Raw genomic sequence first — 16,284 nt, forward strand, 5'->3', positions numbered from 1 at the left:
GACCAACCGCTCTACCGCACCAAGGAGTCACCCCTCATGACCACCACCGCAGTCGCCCCGCTCACCATCCAGGGCGCCGAAGCCCTGGTGGAGGCGGCCCGTGCCGCCGCTGAGGAGGCCGGGGCCACGGTCGCCGTCACCGTGCTCGACGCGGGCGGCCATCTGCTGGCCTTCCGCCGCGACGACCGCGCCGTACTGATCGCGGGCGAGACCAGCACCCGCAAGGCGTACACCGCGCTCCAGCTCGGCACCGCGACCGCCGACCTCGTCGACGCGGTCCAGCCCGGTGGGCTCTTCCACACCCTGCCGACCGCGCTCGACCGGCCGCTGCTCTTCATCGCGGGCGGCGTCCCCGTCCACCGCGACGGCAGGCTGATCGGGGCGATCGGTGTGGGCGGCGGATCCCCCGAGCAGGACCACGGCTTCGCCATGGAGGCCGTCCAGCGGCTCGTCTGAGCCCCTGTCGAGTCCGCCGCCGGGCCACCGCCGACGCAGGCCGGTGTTCAGCCCGCGGCGACCGTCAGCGGTGCGAAGCGACGGGCCCAGTCGCCGGGCAGACCGGGGATGTTGCGGGTCATCACCGCGTTGAAGGCGATCGGTTCCAGACCGTTCGCCTTCAGCCAGTCGAGCAACTCCTCGTGGCGGACGTCGACATCGGTGCGCAGCGGGCGGTCCGTGGCCGCGGCGAGCGAGGCGACCAGGGCCTTCGCGGTCTCGGTGTCACGCGCCACCAGCGGACCCACGACATGGGTCTCCATGTTCGGCCAGGCCGCCGCATAGCCGATGACGCCCCCGGAATCCTCGGCGACCCGCAGCTGGTCGGCGAAGGCGGGCAGCCGGGTGATCACATGAGTGCGGTCGCGGCCGAAGACATCGGCGTCCAGCCGCAGGATGGCGGGCAGGTCCTCGGCGGTAGCGGGGCGGGTCGCCACGGTGGGGGCCAGGCCCGAGGGACGGAAGTGGCCACAGATCATCTCGGCGCGGCCGGTGGTCTCGAAGCCCAGCTGTTCGTAGAGCGGCTGCCCGGACGGCGTGGCGTGCAGCGTGACCGGCCGGTCGCCCAGCTCGGCCAGAACGTGCCGCATCAGCCGCCGCCCCACGCCCAGCCGTGCGTGCTTCTCGGCCACCAGGACCATTCCAATGGCGGCGAGATCAGCGTACGAGGTGACCACACAGGCGGTGACCAGCCCTTTGTCATCCGGGTCGTCGATGCCGTAGCCCCTTCCCGCTGTGAGCAGCAGGCCCCACTTGTGCTCCTCGCGCGGCCAGCCGCGGTCCTCGGAGAGGTTGGCGCAGGAAACGAGGTCGTCAATGGTCAGGCGGCGGATCGGAAGCTCGTCGAGCGGTGAGGGCATGGGGATCAGGCTGTCCGATGGACCCGCACTTCGTCCACCGTTTTGCGCATACAGCACGTTGCTTTCGGCCACGCTCTGTCAGCCTCCACCCGGATGTTTCACGTGAAACGTGGAGCGAAGGCGTTGTTTCACGTGAAACATGGCGGCCCTGGATGACCCAGACTCCGGGCCGGGGTTGCCCGGTGCGCGGGCGTGACCAGGGGTACTAGCCTCTCGACACATGGCGAGACTTCATCTCTTCGACCTCGACGGGACCCTCATCCGGGGATCCGCCGCGCCGGTCGAGATATCCCGGCAGCTCGGGTTGCTGGAGGAGATCGGCGAGCTGGAGAGGGAGCTGTCCGGCGGTCTGATCGGGTCGCCCCACTACGCAATGCGGGTGCACGAGCTCTGGTCGGGCCTGACAGAGGCACATGTGGCGGCGGCTTTCGTCTCGGCGCCCTGGCTCGCCGGGATCCAGGAGGTGTGGCGGGAGATCCGGGAGGGCGCCGACTACTGCGCAGTGATCTCGCTCTCGCCGTCGTTCTTCGTCGAGCGGCTGCTGGAGTGGGGAGCCCATGCCGCGCACGGCTCCGCGTTCCCCGAGGTGCCCTTCACCCGGCCCGTCGACCCGGCCGGGATCCTCAGCGCCGCCGCGAAGGTGACGGTCGCCGAGCGGCTGCGCGCAGAGTTCGGGGTGAGCCGTGCGAACTGTGTCGCGTACGGGGACTCGATGTCGGACATGGAACTCTTCGCCGCGGTGCCCGTCTCCGTCGCCGTGAACGCCGACCGCCATCTCGCCGGAAGGGCCACGCACACCTACACCGGGGGCGACCTCCGTGAGGCCTACGCGCTGGCACAGGTCACACGAGCCTAACGGGAATGCGGGTTCGGGTACCCGGGATTCCTGCTATTTGTCCCCGCGGCCTCACTGAAGCTGACATGCTCCGGTACGGGAGGGACGGGACTCCCGGACGTCGGTAACTGCGGCCAGAGGTTCGAGGCGAGACAAGGGATGAACGCTCCGACCAACACGTCGACCGACGCTGTGCTGATACGCCGCACACTCGCGGAGATCGCACCTTTAGCGGACAAGGTCACGTCGTATTTCTACGCACTGCTCTTCATAGGCGATCCAGAGCTGCGCACGCTCTTTCCGGCAGCGATGGACACCCAGCGGGACCGGTTGCTCAAGGCGCTGCTCACGGCCGCCGAGCATCTGGAGAACACCGCCACACTCACTGAATATCTTCGCCAGCTGGGCCGGGGCCACCGTAAGTACGGCACCCGGCCCGAGCACTATCCGGCCGTCGGAGAGGCGCTGATCGGGGCGCTGGTCCGGTACGCCGTGAAGACCTGGGACGAGGCGACCCAGGCCGCCTGGGTCCGGGCGTACACGACGATGTCGCAGATCATGATCGACGCGGCCGACGATGACGAGCTGAGGCGGCCCGCCTGGTGGTACGCCGAGGTCGTCTCGCACGATCTGAGGACCCCGGACATCGCGGTGGTGACTCTCCGCCCGGACCAGCCGTACCCCTTTCTGGCCGGGCAGTACACGACGCTGGAGACACCCTGGTGGCCGCGGATCTGGCGGCACTACTCACTGGCCTCGGCGCCCCGCGCAGACGGGTTGCTGTCGCTGCACGTCAAGGCGGTGCCCGCCGGCTGGGTCTCCGGCGCGCTGGTCCACCGCGCCCGCCCCGGGGACACCCTGCGCCTGGGGCCGCCCGCCGGGTCGATGGTGGTCGACCACACCACCGACAACGGCCTGCTCTGTCTGGGCGGCGGCACCGGCATAGCGCCCATCAAGGCGCTGGTCGAGGACGTCGCCCGGTACGGCGAGCGGCGGCCCGTCGAGGTCTTCTACGGCGCCCGCAGCAACCACGACCTCTACGACATCGACACCCTGCTGCGGATGCAGCAGGCGCACTCCTGGCTGTCGGTGCGGCCGGTGATCTCGGGAGGGCCGGGCCGGGGGCTCGGCGGGCGGCTCCCGGAGGCGGTGCGCGAGTACGGGCCGTGGAACTCGTACGACGCCTATGTGTCCGGGCCACCGGGGATGATCCGCAGCGGCGTGACCACTCTGCGGGACATCGGGATCCCCTCCGACCGCATCCGGCACGACTCCGTCGAGGAGCTCGTCGCGGCGAACGACTGAGGCGCGGCGCACGGCCGAGGCGCGGCGCATGGCCGAGGGCCGCGCACCCGGTGGGGGATCAGCCCAGGTCGGGCGCGTGCATCGCGCGGACGCCCTCGATGTTGCCGTCGAGGTAGTGCCGCAGCGACAGCGGTACGAGGTGGACGGAGGCGATGCCGACGCGGGTGAACGGGATCCGTACGATCTCGTACTCGCCGCACGGCTCGTCCACTTCGGGGCCGTGCCGCAGGGATTCGTCCATGGAGTCGAGCCGGCAGACGAAGAAGTGCTGCACCTTCACGCCGGTCGCCCCGCCGTCGGCGCCGATGTGCTCGACGGTGTCGACGAAGCAGGGCACCACATCGGTGATCTTCGCGCCGAGTTCCTCGTGCACCTCGCGGTGCAGGGCCTCGACGACGGTGGAGTCCTCCGGCTCGACACCGCCGCCGGGGGTGAGCCAGTAGGGATCCATGCCGGGCTTGGTGCGCTTGATCAGGATCAGGTCATCGCCGTCCAGCAGGACGGCTCGTGCGGTGCGCTTGACCACGGGTCGGACGGTCATGGGAGAAATGTGGCCCGTGGCGGCGCCCGCGAAACTCTCTCAGCTCCAGTCGACCGCGGCGCGCAGCAGCCACTCCTGCGCCCGCGCGATGTGCGGCAGGGCGAGCGTGCCGGTGCGCACCGCCAGGAAGTAGGTCCGCAGCGGGGGCACCGGAGGGTCGAGCAGGGCCACCAGTTCGCCGCGCTCCAGCGCCCCCTCGCAGAGATATCGCGGCAGTACAGCCAGCCCGGCCCCGGCCGTCACCGTCTCCAGGACCGCCCGCAGGTCGGGCGCGATCACCGTGCCCGCGGCGGCCGGCTTGGTGTCGAAGACCGCGGCCCAGTAGCGCGAGACGAGCGGGAGCGACTCGTGCACCTCCACCACCGGAATGTGCTCCAGTACGCCGGGGCCTCCGCGCCGCAGCGCCCCCGGCGCGACCCGTGAGGCCCAGCGCACTCCGGCGACCAGCACGTGCTCCTCGTCGCAGAGCGGGGTGGCGCTGAGCAGCCGGCCACGGGGGCGGGCGGTGGCGATGGCCAGGTCGTGGTGGCCCGCGGCCAGGCCCTCCAGGGTCTCCTCGGCGTTGCCGAAGGAGGCCCGTAGCGCGAGCCCCTGCGGGACGAGGGAGGTCAGTGCGGGCAGGGCAAGCAGCGAGGTGAACTCCGGCGGTCCGGCGAGATGGAGGGTGCGTACACCCGACTCCTCGTACGAGCCGGACTCCGCGATCTCGACCAGCGCGTCCAGATGCGGAGCGGCGCGCTGAGCCAGTTCGTCGCCGACCGTCGTCGGTGTCACCCCGCGCGCCTGGCGCAGGAACAGCGGGCGCCCCAACTGCCGCTCCAGAGTGCGGATCTGGCTGGTGACGGCCGGCTGCGAGAGGCCGAGCAGGGCGGCGGCCCGGGTGAAGGAGCCCGCGCGATGGACCGTGACGAACGTGCGCAGCAGGGCGAGGTCCATGGGTGCCCTCCCGTCCCGAACTGCCTCACAGCGTCCCCGGCCGGACACAACTATAAATATGTCGATAGGTCTCTGTCGCTACCGTGATTGGACACTGACACAGAGTCAACTAGCCTTGGTGGCACGGTTCTTCGCGCGTGGAACCGGGGCGGTCCGAGCCATGAGGGGGGAGGCTCGGACCGCCTGTCTCATGCCCCGGCGGCCGAGGCCTCGTCCAGCGCCCGCCGTACGTCGGCGACGAGGTCCGCGGTGTCCTCGGCCCCGGCGGAGAAGCGGATGAAGCCCTCCGCGACCTTGTCACCGCCCCAGCGGCCGCGCCGCTCGGCCGTGGAGCGCACCCCGCCGAAGCTCGTGGCGTCGTCCACCAGCCGCAGCGCCGCCAGAAACCGCTCCGCGTACGCACGGTCGGGCAGGTCGAAGGAGACGACACAGCCGAAGCGGCGCATCTGCGAGGCCGCCTGCCGGTGCGCGGGGTCGGACGGCAGCCCGGGATGGCGCACCCCGCTCACCTCGGGGCGCTCCGCCAGCGCCTCGGCCACGGCCAGCGCGTTCGCCGACTGCCGGTCCGCGCGCAGCTGGAGCGTGGCCAGCGAGCGGTGCGCCAGCCAGGCCTCCATCGGCCCGGGAACCGCCCCGACGACCTTGCGCCATTTACGTACGCGCGCGGCGAGCTCGGTGTCCCGGCAGACCACATAGCCGAGCAGCAGATCGCCGTGGCCGGTGAGGCCCTTGGTGCCGCTGGCCACCGCGAAGTCCGCGCCGAGCTCCAGCGGGCGCTGGCCGAGCGGTGTCGCCAGCGTGTTGTCGACCGCGACCAGCGCGCCCGTGTCGTGGGCGGCCCGCGCCAGCCGCCGGATGTCGCAGACGTCCAGGCCCGGGTTGGAGGGCGTCTCGATCCACAGGAGGGCCGCGCCGTCCAGAACGTCCAGCTGGGCGTCGCCCGCGGTCGGCGCGGTGCGCACCTCGACTCCGTACGCGGCGAGCTGCTCGCGCACCAGGGGCAGCGCCTGGTAGCCGTCGTCCGGCAGGACCACGGCGTCGCCCACGCGCGCGTGGGCGAGCAGGACCGCCGAGACCGCGGCCATGCCGGAGGCGAACACGACCGCCTCGGCGGGCGCGTCCGGGGACTCCAGCTCGGCGAGGGCGCGCTCCAGATGGGTCCAGGTCGGATTGGTGTCCCGGCCGTAGGTGTAGGGGCCCACGGCCTCGCCCGGGAGGTGGAAGTGCGCGGCGAACACCGGCCCCGGCAGCGGGGGTTCGTACGCCACCGGGTCCGGGAGCCCGGCCCGCACCGCTCTGGTGCCGTCACCCGGCGCCCGGGGAGGGTTCACACCGGAGGTCATCCGCGCTCCCCTCAGTCCTTGTCGTCGGGCAGGACGACGTTCAGCGCCCAGGACACGATCGAGATGATCAGGCCGCCGAGCAGCGCGGTCCAGAAGCCCTCGACATGGAAGTTGAGGTCGAGCTTCCCGGCCAGCCACGAGGTGAGCAGCAGCATCAGGGCGTTGATCACAAAGGTGATCAGGCCGAGCGTGAGGATGAACAGCGGGAGCGAGAGGAGCTTCACGACCGGCTTGACGATGAAGTTCACCACGCCGAAGAGCAGCGCGACCAGAACCAGCGTCAGGGCCTTCTTGCCGGTGCTGTCACCGGTGAGCGTGATGTCCTGAACCAGCCAGATGGCCACGGCCAGGGCCGCCGCGTTGGCGAGCGTCTTGACTACGAAATTCTTCATGTGTCTGATCGTGGCAGACGTGATCGGTATCAGAGCAGGGGCGGACGGCGATGAAGCAATTCCGGCTTGACGAACTTGAGGCGGAGCGCGCCGCAAACGACGGCGCGTACCTGCAGTTTCTGCGGGAAAGGAACATGTCGGCCGGGCTCTACGCACTGGACGCGGGTGACCACGACCCGCAGAAGCCGCACGCCCAGGACGAGATCTACTTCGTGGTGAGCGGCCGGGCGTCCATCACGGTCGGCCTGGAGACCACCGAGGTGGCGCGGGGCAGCGTCGTCCATGTGCCGGCCGGGGTCGCCCACCGGTTCCACCACATCGTCGAGGACCTGCGGGTTCTGGTCGTCTTCTCTCCCCCCGAGAGCTGAGGGCGACCGCCGGGATTCCCTAGGGGGCCGGTCAGGGGAGACCAAGGGCTGCGAGGCCCCCGTTCGGCACCCCCGCGCCCCTAGCATCGAGGGTGTCGAAGGCAGCAGCCCGAGACTTCAGGAGAATCACGAGTACGAAAGAGGTAAGGACGATGGCCGCACGGGAGATATTCACGGGGATGCCCTGGTGGGTGAAGTGGGTCGCCGTGCCCGTCATCGCGCTGGTCGTATTCGGCGGTCTCATCGCCAGTGTGGTCGGCTTCCTGTTCGGACTGCTCTTCAAGGCGCTGATCTTCGTGGCCCTGGTCGGCGGTCTCATCTACGTCGTCCGGCGGTTCATGTCCTCGTCGTCCTCGCGCGGCGACTGGTAGGCGGCAGCGCGCATTTGTACGGGTGCGGTCCCGTAAAGGCACAGCGCTCGTACAGAACGACCCAGGATTAGCCCGGCTGAGGGACGGATAGGCCAAACCCCTCATGGCGCCGGAGGCGGCCGTTATGGTGAAAACCTCTGCTGCCTCGGGCGGGCCCCCTTGCCCGTCAGCACGCCTGGGGGTGACCTGTGGCCACGGCTGCGAACGCCGGTATCCCTACCCTGATCGGTTCGGTCCAGCGGGCGTTGCGCCTGCTGGAGGCCGTGGGCGCCCATGTGGACGGCGCTCCTGCCAAACAGCTGGCGCGGGAGGCCGGGCTGCCGCTTCCCACCGCGTACCACCTGCTGCGCACCCTCACCCACGAGGGCTATCTGCGCAGGGAGAACGGTGTGTTCCTCTTCGGCGAGGCGGCCGAGAGGCTGGCGGACGGCGGCGCGATGCAGAATCGTCGCACCAAGATCAGCCGCTCTCTCGCGGAGTGGCGCGACGCCATCGGGGTCCCCGTCTACTTCGCGGTCTACCGCGAGGGTGAGATCGAGATCGCCGGAGTGGCCGACACGCCCTCGGCCCCGGCCGTCGAGGAGTGGGCCGACTTCCGGGAGACCGGGCACGCGCACGCCATCGGCCAGTGCCTGTTGAGCCAACTCGACGAGAAGGCCCGCGAGGACCATCTGAAACGGCACCCTGTCCGCGCGGTCACTCCCTACTCCGTACGCGACCGCAGGGCCCTCCTGGACCGCCTCGCGGCTACGGAGCGTATGCAGCCCGTCGTCGAACGACAGGAGTACGCCCTGGGTACGGTCTGCGCGGCCATCCCGATCACGGCGGGTTCCGGAGCCGCCACCGTGGCCATCTCCCTCCCCCTCCACCAGCAAGAACGCCTGATTCCGGCGATCGAGCAGCTCCGCGGCGAAGTCGGTCGTCTCCTCAGTTCCCTCGCGTTCTCTATCAGTATCTGAAAACTCACTCCTTGTGATCTGTTAGCGCTTCCAGCACGATTGCGTCAAGAGGGCCAGGGGGGATCATTCCTGGCCATTTCAGCTACAGCGGGGTACATGATGCGTGAGGTCCTGGCAGAGGTCATGATGAGCTTCCTCGTCTCCGAGGAGCTCTCCTTCAGGATCCCGGTGGAGCTCACGTACCGCGGCGACGATCCGTACGCCGTCCACATGACCTTCCACCTTCCCGGCGACGAACCCGTGACCTGGACATTCGGGCGGGAACTGCTGCTCGACGGCATCAACACCCCCACTGGCGAAGGGGACGTGCACATCGCGCCCTCCTGCCCCGAGGAGCTCCGCGGCGTCCACATCCGCCTCCAGGTGGGCGGCGAACGGGCGCTCTTCCGGGCCGGGGCCGGCCCGCTGGTGGCCTTCCTCGACCGCACCGACAAGCTCGTACCGCTGGGACAGGAGCGCGCGCTCGGCGACTTCGACGGACATCTGGACGAGGCGCTGGGACGGATCCTGGCCGAGGAGCAGAACGCGGGCTGAGCGCCGCCTACTTCTTGCGGCGCCGGCCCCGTCCGCGCCGCACGGGCCCGCCGGCCGCGACGGCCGGTCGGTCGGCCGAGACCACCAGCGCCGCGAGTACGGTGGTCAACGGGACCGAGGCCACCAGGCCGATCGATCCCACCAGCATCCGGACGATCTCCTCGGCGACCAACTCGCTGTTGGCCACCGTCCCCACGCTGCTCTGCGCGATGGAGAACAGCAGCAACAGCGGCAGCGCCGCGCCGGCGTATGCCAGGACCAGGGTGTTGACCACCGACGCGATGTGGTCGCGGCCGATCCGGATGCCTGCCCGGTACAGCCCGCGCGGGCCCATCGTCGGATTGGCCTCGTGGAGCTCCCAGACCGCCGACGTCTGGGTGACCGTCACATCGTCGAGCACCCCGAGCGATCCGATGATCACGCCGGCCAGCAGCAGACCGGACATGTCGATGTTCGGGTACAGCGCGTGGATCAGGCCGGTGTTGTCGTCGGTGTTGCCGGTCAGCGAGGCCCAGCCGATGAAGAGCGACCCGAGCAGCCCGATCAGGACGAGCGAGACCAGCGTGCCGAGCACGGCGACCGAGGTGCGCGCCGACAGGCCGTGGCACATGTACAGCGCGATCAGCATGATCGCGCTCGAACCCACCACCGCGACCAGCAGCGGATTGGAGCCCTGGAGGATCGCCGGGAGGATGAACAGGGTCAGCACGGCGAACGAGACGACCAGCGCGACGAGCGCCATCACCCCGCGCAGCCGGCCGACGACCACGACCGCGAGCGCGAAGATCCCCGCGAGCAGCGCCATCGGGAGCCGCCTGTTCACATCCGTCACCGAATACTGCAGGTCGTGCGGGGCGTCGGGGGCGTACGCGACGATCACGCCCTGCCCCTTGTGCAGTTGGCGCGGGGCGTCCGGCTGGACGATCTCGGTGAAGGTGCGGCCCTTCTCCTTGCCGCTGGTGACCTCGACCGTCGCCTTGGCGCACAGGCCCCGCTGTGAGCGCCCGGCCTGTTGGCCCTCGGCGGTTGAGGTGTCGCCGTTCGACGGCGTCTGACCGGCGTTGACCGACTTGCAGTCGACCTTCTGGAGGGCGACGACCTTCGCCTGCTGGGTCTGGCGGTCGAAGCCGACTCCGGTGCGCTGGTGGGACGGGGATCCCCCGGGCCACAGCACGGCCAGGCCGACGAGCACCGCGACCGAGAACGGGATCAGCACGGCGGCGATCACCTTGCGGAGATGCTTCGAGACGGGCGCCGCGGGACCGTGGCTGTGCGTGTGCCCAGAGGTCTGGCCGTGTGGGTGTCCGTGGGCGTCTTCGGGGGGCTGCTCTGCTGACGTCACCGCCCGATCATCGCAAGACGGCGGGGCCCCTCTGTTCAGCGCGCTGGCGATGGCGCTAGCGTGGTGACACCTTTGCACACGCGGGAGCTCGGAGCACCGGGCTGAGAGGGCGCTGAAAGCCGTACGAACCGTACGGAAGCGGCTGCGCCGACCGCCGAACCTGTTACCGGGTAATGCCGGCGTAGGGAGTAGGTCTCATGACCGTTCAGGACGCACGCACGCCTGCCTCGAATCAGAGCGGGGCCGGGAAGTCCATCGGCTGGCACAAGGGATACGTCGAGGGCTCGCGCCCCGACCTCCGGGTGCCGGTCCGCCAGGTTCACCTCACCAATGGCAAGGACGTCACGCTGTACGACACGTCCGGGCCGTACACCGACCCGAACATCGAGACGGACGTCCGCCGGGGACTCGCCCCGCTCCGGGAGAACTGGATCATCGCGCGCGGCGACACCGAGGAGTACGCGGGCCGCCCCGCGCGCCCCGAGGACGACGGCATCAAGCACACCTCGCCGCGCGGCGGCCTGAAGAACCTCGACGCGGTGTTCCCGGGCCGCCCGCGCCAGCCGCGCCGGGGCCGTGGCGGGCAGGCCGTCACCCAGCTCGCGTACGCCCGCCGGGGCGAGGTCACCCCGGAGATGGAGTACGTCGCGATCCGCGAGAACGTCTCGCCCGAGGTCGTGCGCGAGGAGATCGCGGCCGGGCGCGCGGTGCTGCCCGCCAACGTCAACCACCCCGAGATCGAGCCGATGATCATCGGCAAGCGGTTCCTGGTGAAGGTCAACGCCAACATCGGCAACTCCGCCGTCACCTCCTCCATCGAGGAGGAGGTCGACAAGATGACCTGGGCCACCCGCTGGGGCGCCGACACGGTCATGGACCTCTCGACCGGCCGCAACATCCACACCACCCGCGAGTGGGTGCTGCGTAACTCCCCCGTCCCGATCGGCACCGTGCCGCTCTACCAGGCGCTGGAGAAGGTCGACGGCCGCGCCGAGGAGCTGACCTGGGACGTCTACAAGGACACGGTCATCGAGCAGGCCGAGCAGGGCGTCGACTACATGACGGTCCACGCCGGGGTGCTCCTGCGGTATGTGCCGCTCACCGCCCGCCGCAAGACCGGCATCGTCTCGCGCGGCGGCTCGATCATGGCCGCCTGGTGCCTCGCGCACCACAAGGAGTCGTTCCTGTACGAGAACTTCGAGGAGCTCTGCGAGATCCTCGCGGCGTACGACGTGACGTACTCCCTGGGCGACGGTCTGCGCCCGGGCTCCATCGCGGACGCCAACGACGAGGCGCAGTTCGCCGAGCTGCGCACGCTCGGTGAGCTCAACACGATCGCCAAGCGCCACAACGTGCAGACGATGATCGAGGGCCCGGGACACGTCCCGATGCACAAGATCAAGGAGAACATCGACCTCCAGCAGGAGATCTGCGAAGAGGCGCCGTTCTACACGCTCGGCCCGCTGACCACCGACGTCGCCCCGGCGTACGACCACATCACCTCCGGCATCGGTGCCGCGATGATCGCCTGGTGGGGCACCGCGATGCTCTGCTACGTCACGCCCAAGGAGCACCTGGGCCTGCCGAACCGCGACGACGTCAAGACGGGCGTCATCACCTACAAGATCGCGGCGCACGCGGCCGACCTCGCCAAGGGACACCCGGGCGCGCAGGACTGGGACGACGCGCTCTCGGACGCCCGCTTCGAGTTCCGCTGGGAGGACCAGTTCAATCTGGCCCTCGACCCTGACACCGCGCGCGAGTTCCACGACGAGACGCTGCCCGCCGAGCCGGCGAAGACCGCTCACTTCTGCTCGATGTGCGGGCCGAAGTTCTGCTCGATGAAGATCTCGCAGGACATCCGGCGCGAGCACGGCGGGGATCTGGCGGCGGGAGACATCGAGGCCGGAATGGCGGAGAAGTCCAAGGAGTTCGCCGAGGCGGGCAACCGCGTCTATCTGCCGATCGCGGAGTGACGTACGCGTACCGATGTTTCACGTGAAACAGCGATCCCTGTTTCACGTGAAACATGCGCGGCCGTGGTTTCACGTGAAACGAAGGTGCCGGTGGTTTCCCGGTGGGGTCCCAGCGGTTTCACGTGAAACGGGCGCCCCCAAGCCGGTCACTCCGGCTGGTGTTCGGGGCCCCCGAAGTCGGGACTGGTGAAGTCCGGGCTGGTGAAGCTGGGGCGGGTCCCGGTGGACGAGTCGCCCGGACTGTCGAAGTCGGGCCGGTCGTAGCCGAGGCTCGGTATCCGGCCCGCCGAGCGGCGCCTCGGTACGCCCGGACCGGCGCCCGGGTCGGCCAGCGCCTCACGCAGGAACGGGTAGATGCCCCGCTCCACCAGGGCGTGGCGCCATGCGTCACGGGCCCGGGAGACCTCCTGTGTTCTCTCGTCGCCCACCTCGGTCTCCTCCGGCTCGGCGACGACCTGGGTGGCGCCGTTGCGGAGCGCGGTGAGCAGGAGGCTGATCGCGGCGGCGAGTATCGCGGCCGCGGTGAGCGCTCCGAAGAACCAGCCGGCGGTCAGTAAAGTGTCGGCGAAGGCGGGCTCGGGGTTGAGCATCTTCAGGACGTAGCCCACCAACAGGAAGATCGCGGCGGCGGTCCCGGAGAGGACGGGTGCCAGCACCGCGACGACCGCGCCGACGCCCGCACCCGAGGTGGATTCCGGGCTGTCGACCACCGGAGGCGTCATCACCGAGCCGCGTTCCGATGTGAGCGCGGGGGTGGAGGGCGTGCGCAACTCCTCGCGCACCCTGACGTAGTGGTCGTACTCGGCCGCCGCGGCCGCCGAGACGAGGGCACCGGCGTTGAGCACCATGGTGCGCAACTGCTCGGTGTTGAGCCGTACTCCTACGCCGGCCAGCTCGGGCCGGTCGGGCGCGGTGCGCAGTGCGTCGTCGAGGATCCGCTCGAACTCCGGGCGGTCCTCGGTCAGCAGGTGCGGAGCGCTGTTCATGTGCATCCCCCGATGCTCCGTAGGGCCGGAAAGCCCGCCTGACGAACGGGCAATCGGGCGGAAACGGAGGAGAGCCTGCTACGGATAAGCCGATGGTAGAGCGGTTACGGCACGGGGTGACAGGGTGTTTCCGAAATCACCTTGCTGCCGCCCGAGCCGGTGCTTTCCCGATTACGCGTCAGTCATGCAGAGGCAACTGCACGACCAGCAGTTTTCCGGCCATGGTCACCCCACCGTCCATGGCGATGGCGAGGCCGTCCGCGTACACATGCGGGCCCTCCACGACCGGACGGGAGTCTTCCTCGCCGTCTTCGGTGCCCACTTCGCCCAGGAGGTAGGGAATCGGGCTGTGTCCGTGGACCACTCGCTGCCCGCCGTACGCCGAGAGCAGCTCGCGGGCGGCCTGGGGGCCGCCGTCGTCGCGGAAGGCGAAGCGCTTGGTGAACTTCCGGAACAGGTCCCAGCATTCGTCGGCGTCGTTGCGGGTGAGCAGCGCGTGCACGGTGTCGTTCACGGCTTCGATGGAGTCGCCGTACTCCAGGTACGCGGTGGTGTCGGAGTGCATCAGCAGATGCCCGTCCTCCTGCTCGATCGCGTCGAGGCGGGACATCCACTGCAGATGGACGTCCTGGAGGCGGTCCATGTCGGCCTTCTGGCCGCCGTTGAGCAGCCAGGCGGCCTGGAAGGTGGCGGTGCCCGCACCGGAGTTGACCGGGGTGTCACCGAAACGCTTGGCGCCGATCAGGAGCAGCTCGTGGTTGCCCATGAGGGCCTTGCAGTAGCCGCCGGCGGCCGCGGCCTCGGCCGACAGCCGCATCACCAGGTCGATGACGCCGATGCCGTCGGGACCGCGGTCGGTGAAGTCGCCGAGGAACCAGAGGCGGGCGTTGCCCGCGGCCCAGTTCGCGTCGACGTCGATCAGCCCCTGCTCGCGCAGCGCGGCCAGGAGTTCGTCGAGGTAGCCGTGGACGTCGCCCACGACGTAGAGCGGCCCGAGGCCGTCCGGCAGGGGCGCCGGGGCGGGGTCGGTCTGCACCCGGACCTGCACGGTGTCCCCCCGGTTGATCACCGGGAGGTCGCGTGCCGTCGGGGTGTAGCCCTCGGGCGGCTCGTCGTCGGCGAAGGCGTTCCCCGGGTGGATGTCCGCGGGGTACGCCTCCGCCGGGTGCACTGCCACAGGAGGGCGCGGCTGCGCCGGTGGAGGCATTTCGACGGGTGGGGGCGGCGGAGGGACCTGCGCGGAATGCGCGGGAGCCTGCGCGTACGGAGGCACCCGGAAGTCACGCAACGTCTCCGTCCGCTCGGGTCCCAGACCGGCCCCCTGAGTCATCGACCCCTCCACCACCGTCGCGCCGCCGTACACCGTGGGACCCCCCTGGTCGGGCGGGGATCCGTGGTGTCGTGCGCCCATCATAGGAATGAGGCTCGTGCTGTGTGACGCACCAGGGGTGGTGAATCCGGGCGCGGCCTTGGTTTACCGGTTGTTATGTCCCCCAATGTGTTGGTCTAGTCCTTGTCCGCATCGCTCTCGGGGCTCCTGTCCGGCACGTTCGGGTCCTGGCCGAGTCCCCTGGGTTCCGCGACGGGGGAGCGCGGGGGACTGACCGTCGTACGCGGCGAACGGCGCTGCGACGACGTGCGGATGATGAGTTCGGTCGGTATCACCTGCTCGATCGGGTGACCGTGGTCGATGCCTTCGATGGCGTCGATGAGCAGTTGGACCACGGCGGTGCCGATGCGCCGGGGCTTGAGCGAGAGGGTGGTGATGGGCGGTTCGGTGCTCGCGTACACGGTGGACTCGCTGCAGCAGACGAGCAGCAGGTCCTCGGGCACCCGCAGCCCGTATCTGCGGGCGGCCGCCAGTAGATCGGTGCCGTTGGGGTCGAACAGTCCGTACACGGCGTCGGGCCGGTCCGGGCGGGCGAGCAGCCGGTCGGCCGCGACGGCGCCCGCGCACGGGTCGTGGGCGGGGTAGGACTCGTAGACCGGGTCCTGCCCGACCCGCTCGCACCAGCTCAGATACGCCTCGGTGGAGAGCCGGGTATAGGTGTCGGTGGTGGTGCCGGTGAGGAGGCCGATCCGGCGGGCGCCGGCGGCTGCGAGATGGTCGAGCAGTTCGAGTACGGCGGCCTCGTGGTCGTTGTCGACCCACGCGGTCACCGGCAGCGAACCCGCCGGACGTCCGTCGGAGACCACCGGAAGTCCCTGGCGGACCAGTTCGGTGACGACGGGATCCTGGTCGGAGGGGTCGATCACGACGGTGCCGTCGAGGGCGACGTTCGACCAGACGTCCGCGGGGCTGCGGCGTGAGGTGGCGGGCAGGATGACGAGGGCGTAGCCGCGCGCGAGCGCGGCGGATGTCGCGGCCCTCGCCATCTCGGCGAAATAGGCGAACTCGGTGAAGGTGAAAGGTTCATCCCCGTATGTCGTCACGGTCAGGCCGATCAAGCCCGACTTGCCGGTACGGAGCGTGCGGGCCGCTGCGGATGGGCGATAGCCCAGCCGGTCTGCGACCTCGCGGACGTGGCGGCGGGTGGCGTCGGGGAGCCGGCCCTTGCCGTTGAGCGCGTCGGAGACGGTCGTGATGGAGACACCGGCGGCGGCGGCAACGTCCCGAATGCCCGCCCTCCCCAGCCGGCGACCGGTTGACCGGCTCACCTGGTGCTTCCCTGCTGCTGTCATGGCGAGCCGATAGTAGGGCGAGGCGAGACAGTTGCCCCGCGTGCATATGCACGCGTTGACAGGCACGTTTCTGCATGATCATAAGTGGATAAGCGCCTTGATTTGCATGGGAGTTGGGCGGATTCGCGTTGCGGTGGCGGTTGTCGATCGGTGGGAGGCTGCCGAATGCCCGATGTTTCGAAGAGGTCTCAACTCACCTGCACGAGGGATGCGCGCCACGGCGCAAGCCACCGGCGCACGGCTTTTACGGGGTGCGCTCCCCCTCCCGCGCGCCCACGCTCCCGGGGCGGGGCGGGTGGGGGGCGGCCGCGCCCGGAGGATGTCTTTTGGCTCTTCGCAGGGGCGCCGAATCCTCATAA

17 protein-coding genes and 1 riboswitch are annotated in these 16,284 nt (G+C 69.9%); of the genes, 8 read left to right on the top strand and 9 right to left on the bottom strand.

Going from position 1 to position 16,284, the window contains the following annotated elements:
* Positions 1–36 precede the first annotated feature (36 nt).
* Positions 37–456, top strand: a complete 420-nt coding sequence (locus tag ACFWA7_RS07155; protein ID WP_385821499.1) for a heme-binding protein — start codon at positions 37–39, stop codon at positions 454–456.
* Positions 457–503: 47 nt separating this feature from the next.
* Here ACFWA7_RS07155 and ACFWA7_RS07160 read toward each other — a convergent pair whose 3' ends face one another.
* Positions 504–1,355: a GNAT family N-acetyltransferase gene (locus ACFWA7_RS07160; RefSeq protein WP_385821501.1), complete on the bottom strand. Its 852-nt coding sequence runs from the start codon at positions 1,353–1,355 to the stop codon at positions 504–506.
* A gap of 220 nt (positions 1,356–1,575) precedes the next feature.
* On the opposite strand from ACFWA7_RS07160, the gene ACFWA7_RS07165 reads away from it, so the two are divergent.
* The gene (locus ACFWA7_RS07165; RefSeq protein ID WP_385821503.1) at positions 1,576–2,211 is read left to right on the top strand and encodes an HAD family hydrolase; all 636 of its coding nucleotides are present in this window, start codon (positions 1,576–1,578) and stop codon (positions 2,209–2,211) included.
* Between the two features lie 54 nt (positions 2,212–2,265).
* The gene (locus ACFWA7_RS07170) at positions 2,266–3,495 is read left to right on the top strand and encodes a globin domain-containing protein (protein WP_385536278.1); all 1,230 of its coding nucleotides are present in this window, start codon (positions 2,266–2,268) and stop codon (positions 3,493–3,495) included.
* Positions 3,496–3,553: 58 nt separating this feature from the next.
* Here ACFWA7_RS07170 and ACFWA7_RS07175 read toward each other — a convergent pair whose 3' ends face one another.
* From ACFWA7_RS07175 to ACFWA7_RS07190, 4 genes are all read right to left on the bottom strand, one after another.
* Positions 3,554–4,036 (bottom strand): NUDIX domain-containing protein, encoded by a 483-nt coding sequence (locus ACFWA7_RS07175; protein WP_101389186.1) that lies wholly within the window; start codon positions 4,034–4,036, stop codon positions 3,554–3,556.
* Between the two features lie 39 nt (positions 4,037–4,075).
* Complete coding sequence (locus ACFWA7_RS07180) at positions 4,076–4,972, bottom strand: LysR family transcriptional regulator (RefSeq protein WP_385536186.1); 897 nt, start codon at positions 4,970–4,972, stop codon at positions 4,076–4,078.
* 188 nt (positions 4,973–5,160) lie between these two features.
* Positions 5,161–6,315, bottom strand: coding sequence for a cystathionine gamma-lyase (locus ACFWA7_RS07185; RefSeq protein ID WP_385821505.1), 1,155 nt, complete (start codon positions 6,313–6,315; stop codon positions 5,161–5,163).
* An 11-nt stretch (positions 6,316–6,326) separates the two neighbouring features.
* On the bottom strand, positions 6,327–6,707 hold the full coding sequence (locus ACFWA7_RS07190; RefSeq protein ID WP_385536190.1) for a phage holin family protein: 381 nt from the start codon (positions 6,705–6,707) through the stop codon (positions 6,327–6,329).
* Positions 6,708–6,757: 50 nt separating this feature from the next.
* Between ACFWA7_RS07190 and ACFWA7_RS07195 the strand changes: the two genes are divergently transcribed.
* The 4 genes from ACFWA7_RS07195 (at position 6,758) to ACFWA7_RS07210 (ending at position 8,939) form a co-directional block, all read left to right on the top strand.
* A complete protein-coding gene (locus tag ACFWA7_RS07195) occupies positions 6,758–7,075 on the top strand; it encodes a cupin domain-containing protein (RefSeq protein ID WP_385536192.1) in 318 nt (105 codons plus the stop codon).
* 152 nt (positions 7,076–7,227) lie between these two features.
* Positions 7,228–7,446, top strand: coding sequence for a DUF5326 family protein (locus ACFWA7_RS07200; protein ID WP_385536193.1), 219 nt, complete (start codon positions 7,228–7,230; stop codon positions 7,444–7,446).
* 188 nt (positions 7,447–7,634) lie between these two features.
* Positions 7,635–8,405: an IclR family transcriptional regulator gene (locus ACFWA7_RS07205; protein ID WP_385536195.1), complete on the top strand. Its 771-nt coding sequence runs from the start codon at positions 7,635–7,637 to the stop codon at positions 8,403–8,405.
* Between the two features lie 96 nt (positions 8,406–8,501).
* On the top strand, positions 8,502–8,939 hold the full coding sequence (locus tag ACFWA7_RS07210; RefSeq protein WP_385821507.1) for an SsgA family sporulation/cell division regulator: 438 nt from the start codon (positions 8,502–8,504) through the stop codon (positions 8,937–8,939).
* Positions 8,940–8,946: 7 nt separating this feature from the next.
* Here the strand turns inward: ACFWA7_RS07210 and ACFWA7_RS07215 are convergent, their stop codons facing one another.
* A complete protein-coding gene (locus ACFWA7_RS07215; RefSeq protein ID WP_385536199.1) occupies positions 8,947–10,281 on the bottom strand; it encodes a YibE/F family protein in 1,335 nt (444 codons plus the stop codon).
* Between the two features lie 70 nt (positions 10,282–10,351).
* Positions 10,352–10,486, top strand: a riboswitch (TPP riboswitch).
* Here ACFWA7_RS07215 and thiC point away from each other — a divergent pair.
* The gene (gene thiC, locus ACFWA7_RS07220; RefSeq protein WP_385821509.1) at positions 10,479–12,257 is read left to right on the top strand and encodes a phosphomethylpyrimidine synthase ThiC; all 1,779 of its coding nucleotides are present in this window, start codon (positions 10,479–10,481) and stop codon (positions 12,255–12,257) included. It overlaps the preceding riboswitch by 8 nt.
* Before the next feature lie 146 nt (positions 12,258–12,403).
* Here thiC and ACFWA7_RS07225 read toward each other — a convergent pair whose 3' ends face one another.
* The 3 genes from ACFWA7_RS07225 to ACFWA7_RS07235 form a co-directional block, all read right to left on the bottom strand.
* Positions 12,404–13,249 carry a hypothetical protein gene (locus ACFWA7_RS07225; protein ID WP_385536203.1) on the bottom strand — a complete coding sequence of 282 codons (846 nt, stop codon included), beginning with the start codon at positions 13,247–13,249 and terminating at the stop codon, positions 12,404–12,406.
* Between the two features lie 172 nt (positions 13,250–13,421).
* Positions 13,422–14,588 (bottom strand): metallophosphoesterase, encoded by a 1,167-nt coding sequence (locus tag ACFWA7_RS07230; protein WP_385821574.1) that lies wholly within the window; start codon positions 14,586–14,588, stop codon positions 13,422–13,424.
* A 161-nt stretch (positions 14,589–14,749) separates the two neighbouring features.
* On the bottom strand, positions 14,750–15,925 hold the full coding sequence (locus ACFWA7_RS07235; RefSeq protein ID WP_385536205.1) for a LacI family DNA-binding transcriptional regulator: 1,176 nt from the start codon (positions 15,923–15,925) through the stop codon (positions 14,750–14,752).
* Positions 15,926–16,284 lie beyond the last annotated feature (359 nt).

This window comes from Streptomyces sp. NPDC059994 (assembly GCF_042737755.1).
Classification (GTDB): domain Bacteria; phylum Actinomycetota; class Actinomycetes; order Streptomycetales; family Streptomycetaceae; genus Streptomyces.

Excerpts from the sequence above, each read along its gene's own strand:
- ACFWA7_RS07190 (WP_385536190.1), bottom strand. The coding sequence starts at position 6,707 with ATGAAGAATTTCGTAGTCAAGACGCTCGCCAACGCGGCGGCCCTGGCC.
- ACFWA7_RS07155 (WP_385821499.1), top strand. The coding sequence starts at position 37 with ATGACCACCACCGCAGTCGCCCCGCTCACCATCCAGGGCGCCGAAGCC.
- ACFWA7_RS07165 (WP_385821503.1), top strand. The coding sequence starts at position 1,576 with ATGGCGAGACTTCATCTCTTCGACCTCGACGGGACCCTCATCCGGGGA.
- ACFWA7_RS07225 (WP_385536203.1), bottom strand. The coding sequence starts at position 13,249 with ATGCACATGAACAGCGCTCCGCACCTGCTGACCGAGGACCGCCCGGAG.
- ACFWA7_RS07235 (WP_385536205.1), bottom strand. The coding sequence starts at position 15,925 with ATGACAGCAGCAGGGAAGCACCAGGTGAGCCGGTCAACCGGTCGCCGG.
- ACFWA7_RS07175 (WP_101389186.1), bottom strand. The coding sequence starts at position 4,036 with ATGACCGTCCGACCCGTGGTCAAGCGCACCGCACGAGCCGTCCTGCTG.
- ACFWA7_RS07180 (WP_385536186.1), bottom strand. The coding sequence starts at position 4,972 with ATGGACCTCGCCCTGCTGCGCACGTTCGTCACGGTCCATCGCGCGGGC.
- ACFWA7_RS07195 (WP_385536192.1), top strand. The coding sequence starts at position 6,758 with ATGAAGCAATTCCGGCTTGACGAACTTGAGGCGGAGCGCGCCGCAAAC.
- ACFWA7_RS07185 (WP_385821505.1), bottom strand. The coding sequence starts at position 6,315 with ATGACCTCCGGTGTGAACCCTCCCCGGGCGCCGGGTGACGGCACCAGA.
- thiC (WP_385821509.1), top strand. The coding sequence starts at position 10,479 with ATGACCGTTCAGGACGCACGCACGCCTGCCTCGAATCAGAGCGGGGCC.
- ACFWA7_RS07200 (WP_385536193.1), top strand. The coding sequence starts at position 7,228 with ATGGCCGCACGGGAGATATTCACGGGGATGCCCTGGTGGGTGAAGTGG.
- ACFWA7_RS07160 (WP_385821501.1), bottom strand. The coding sequence starts at position 1,355 with ATGCCCTCACCGCTCGACGAGCTTCCGATCCGCCGCCTGACCATTGAC.
- ACFWA7_RS07210 (WP_385821507.1), top strand. The coding sequence starts at position 8,502 with ATGATGCGTGAGGTCCTGGCAGAGGTCATGATGAGCTTCCTCGTCTCC.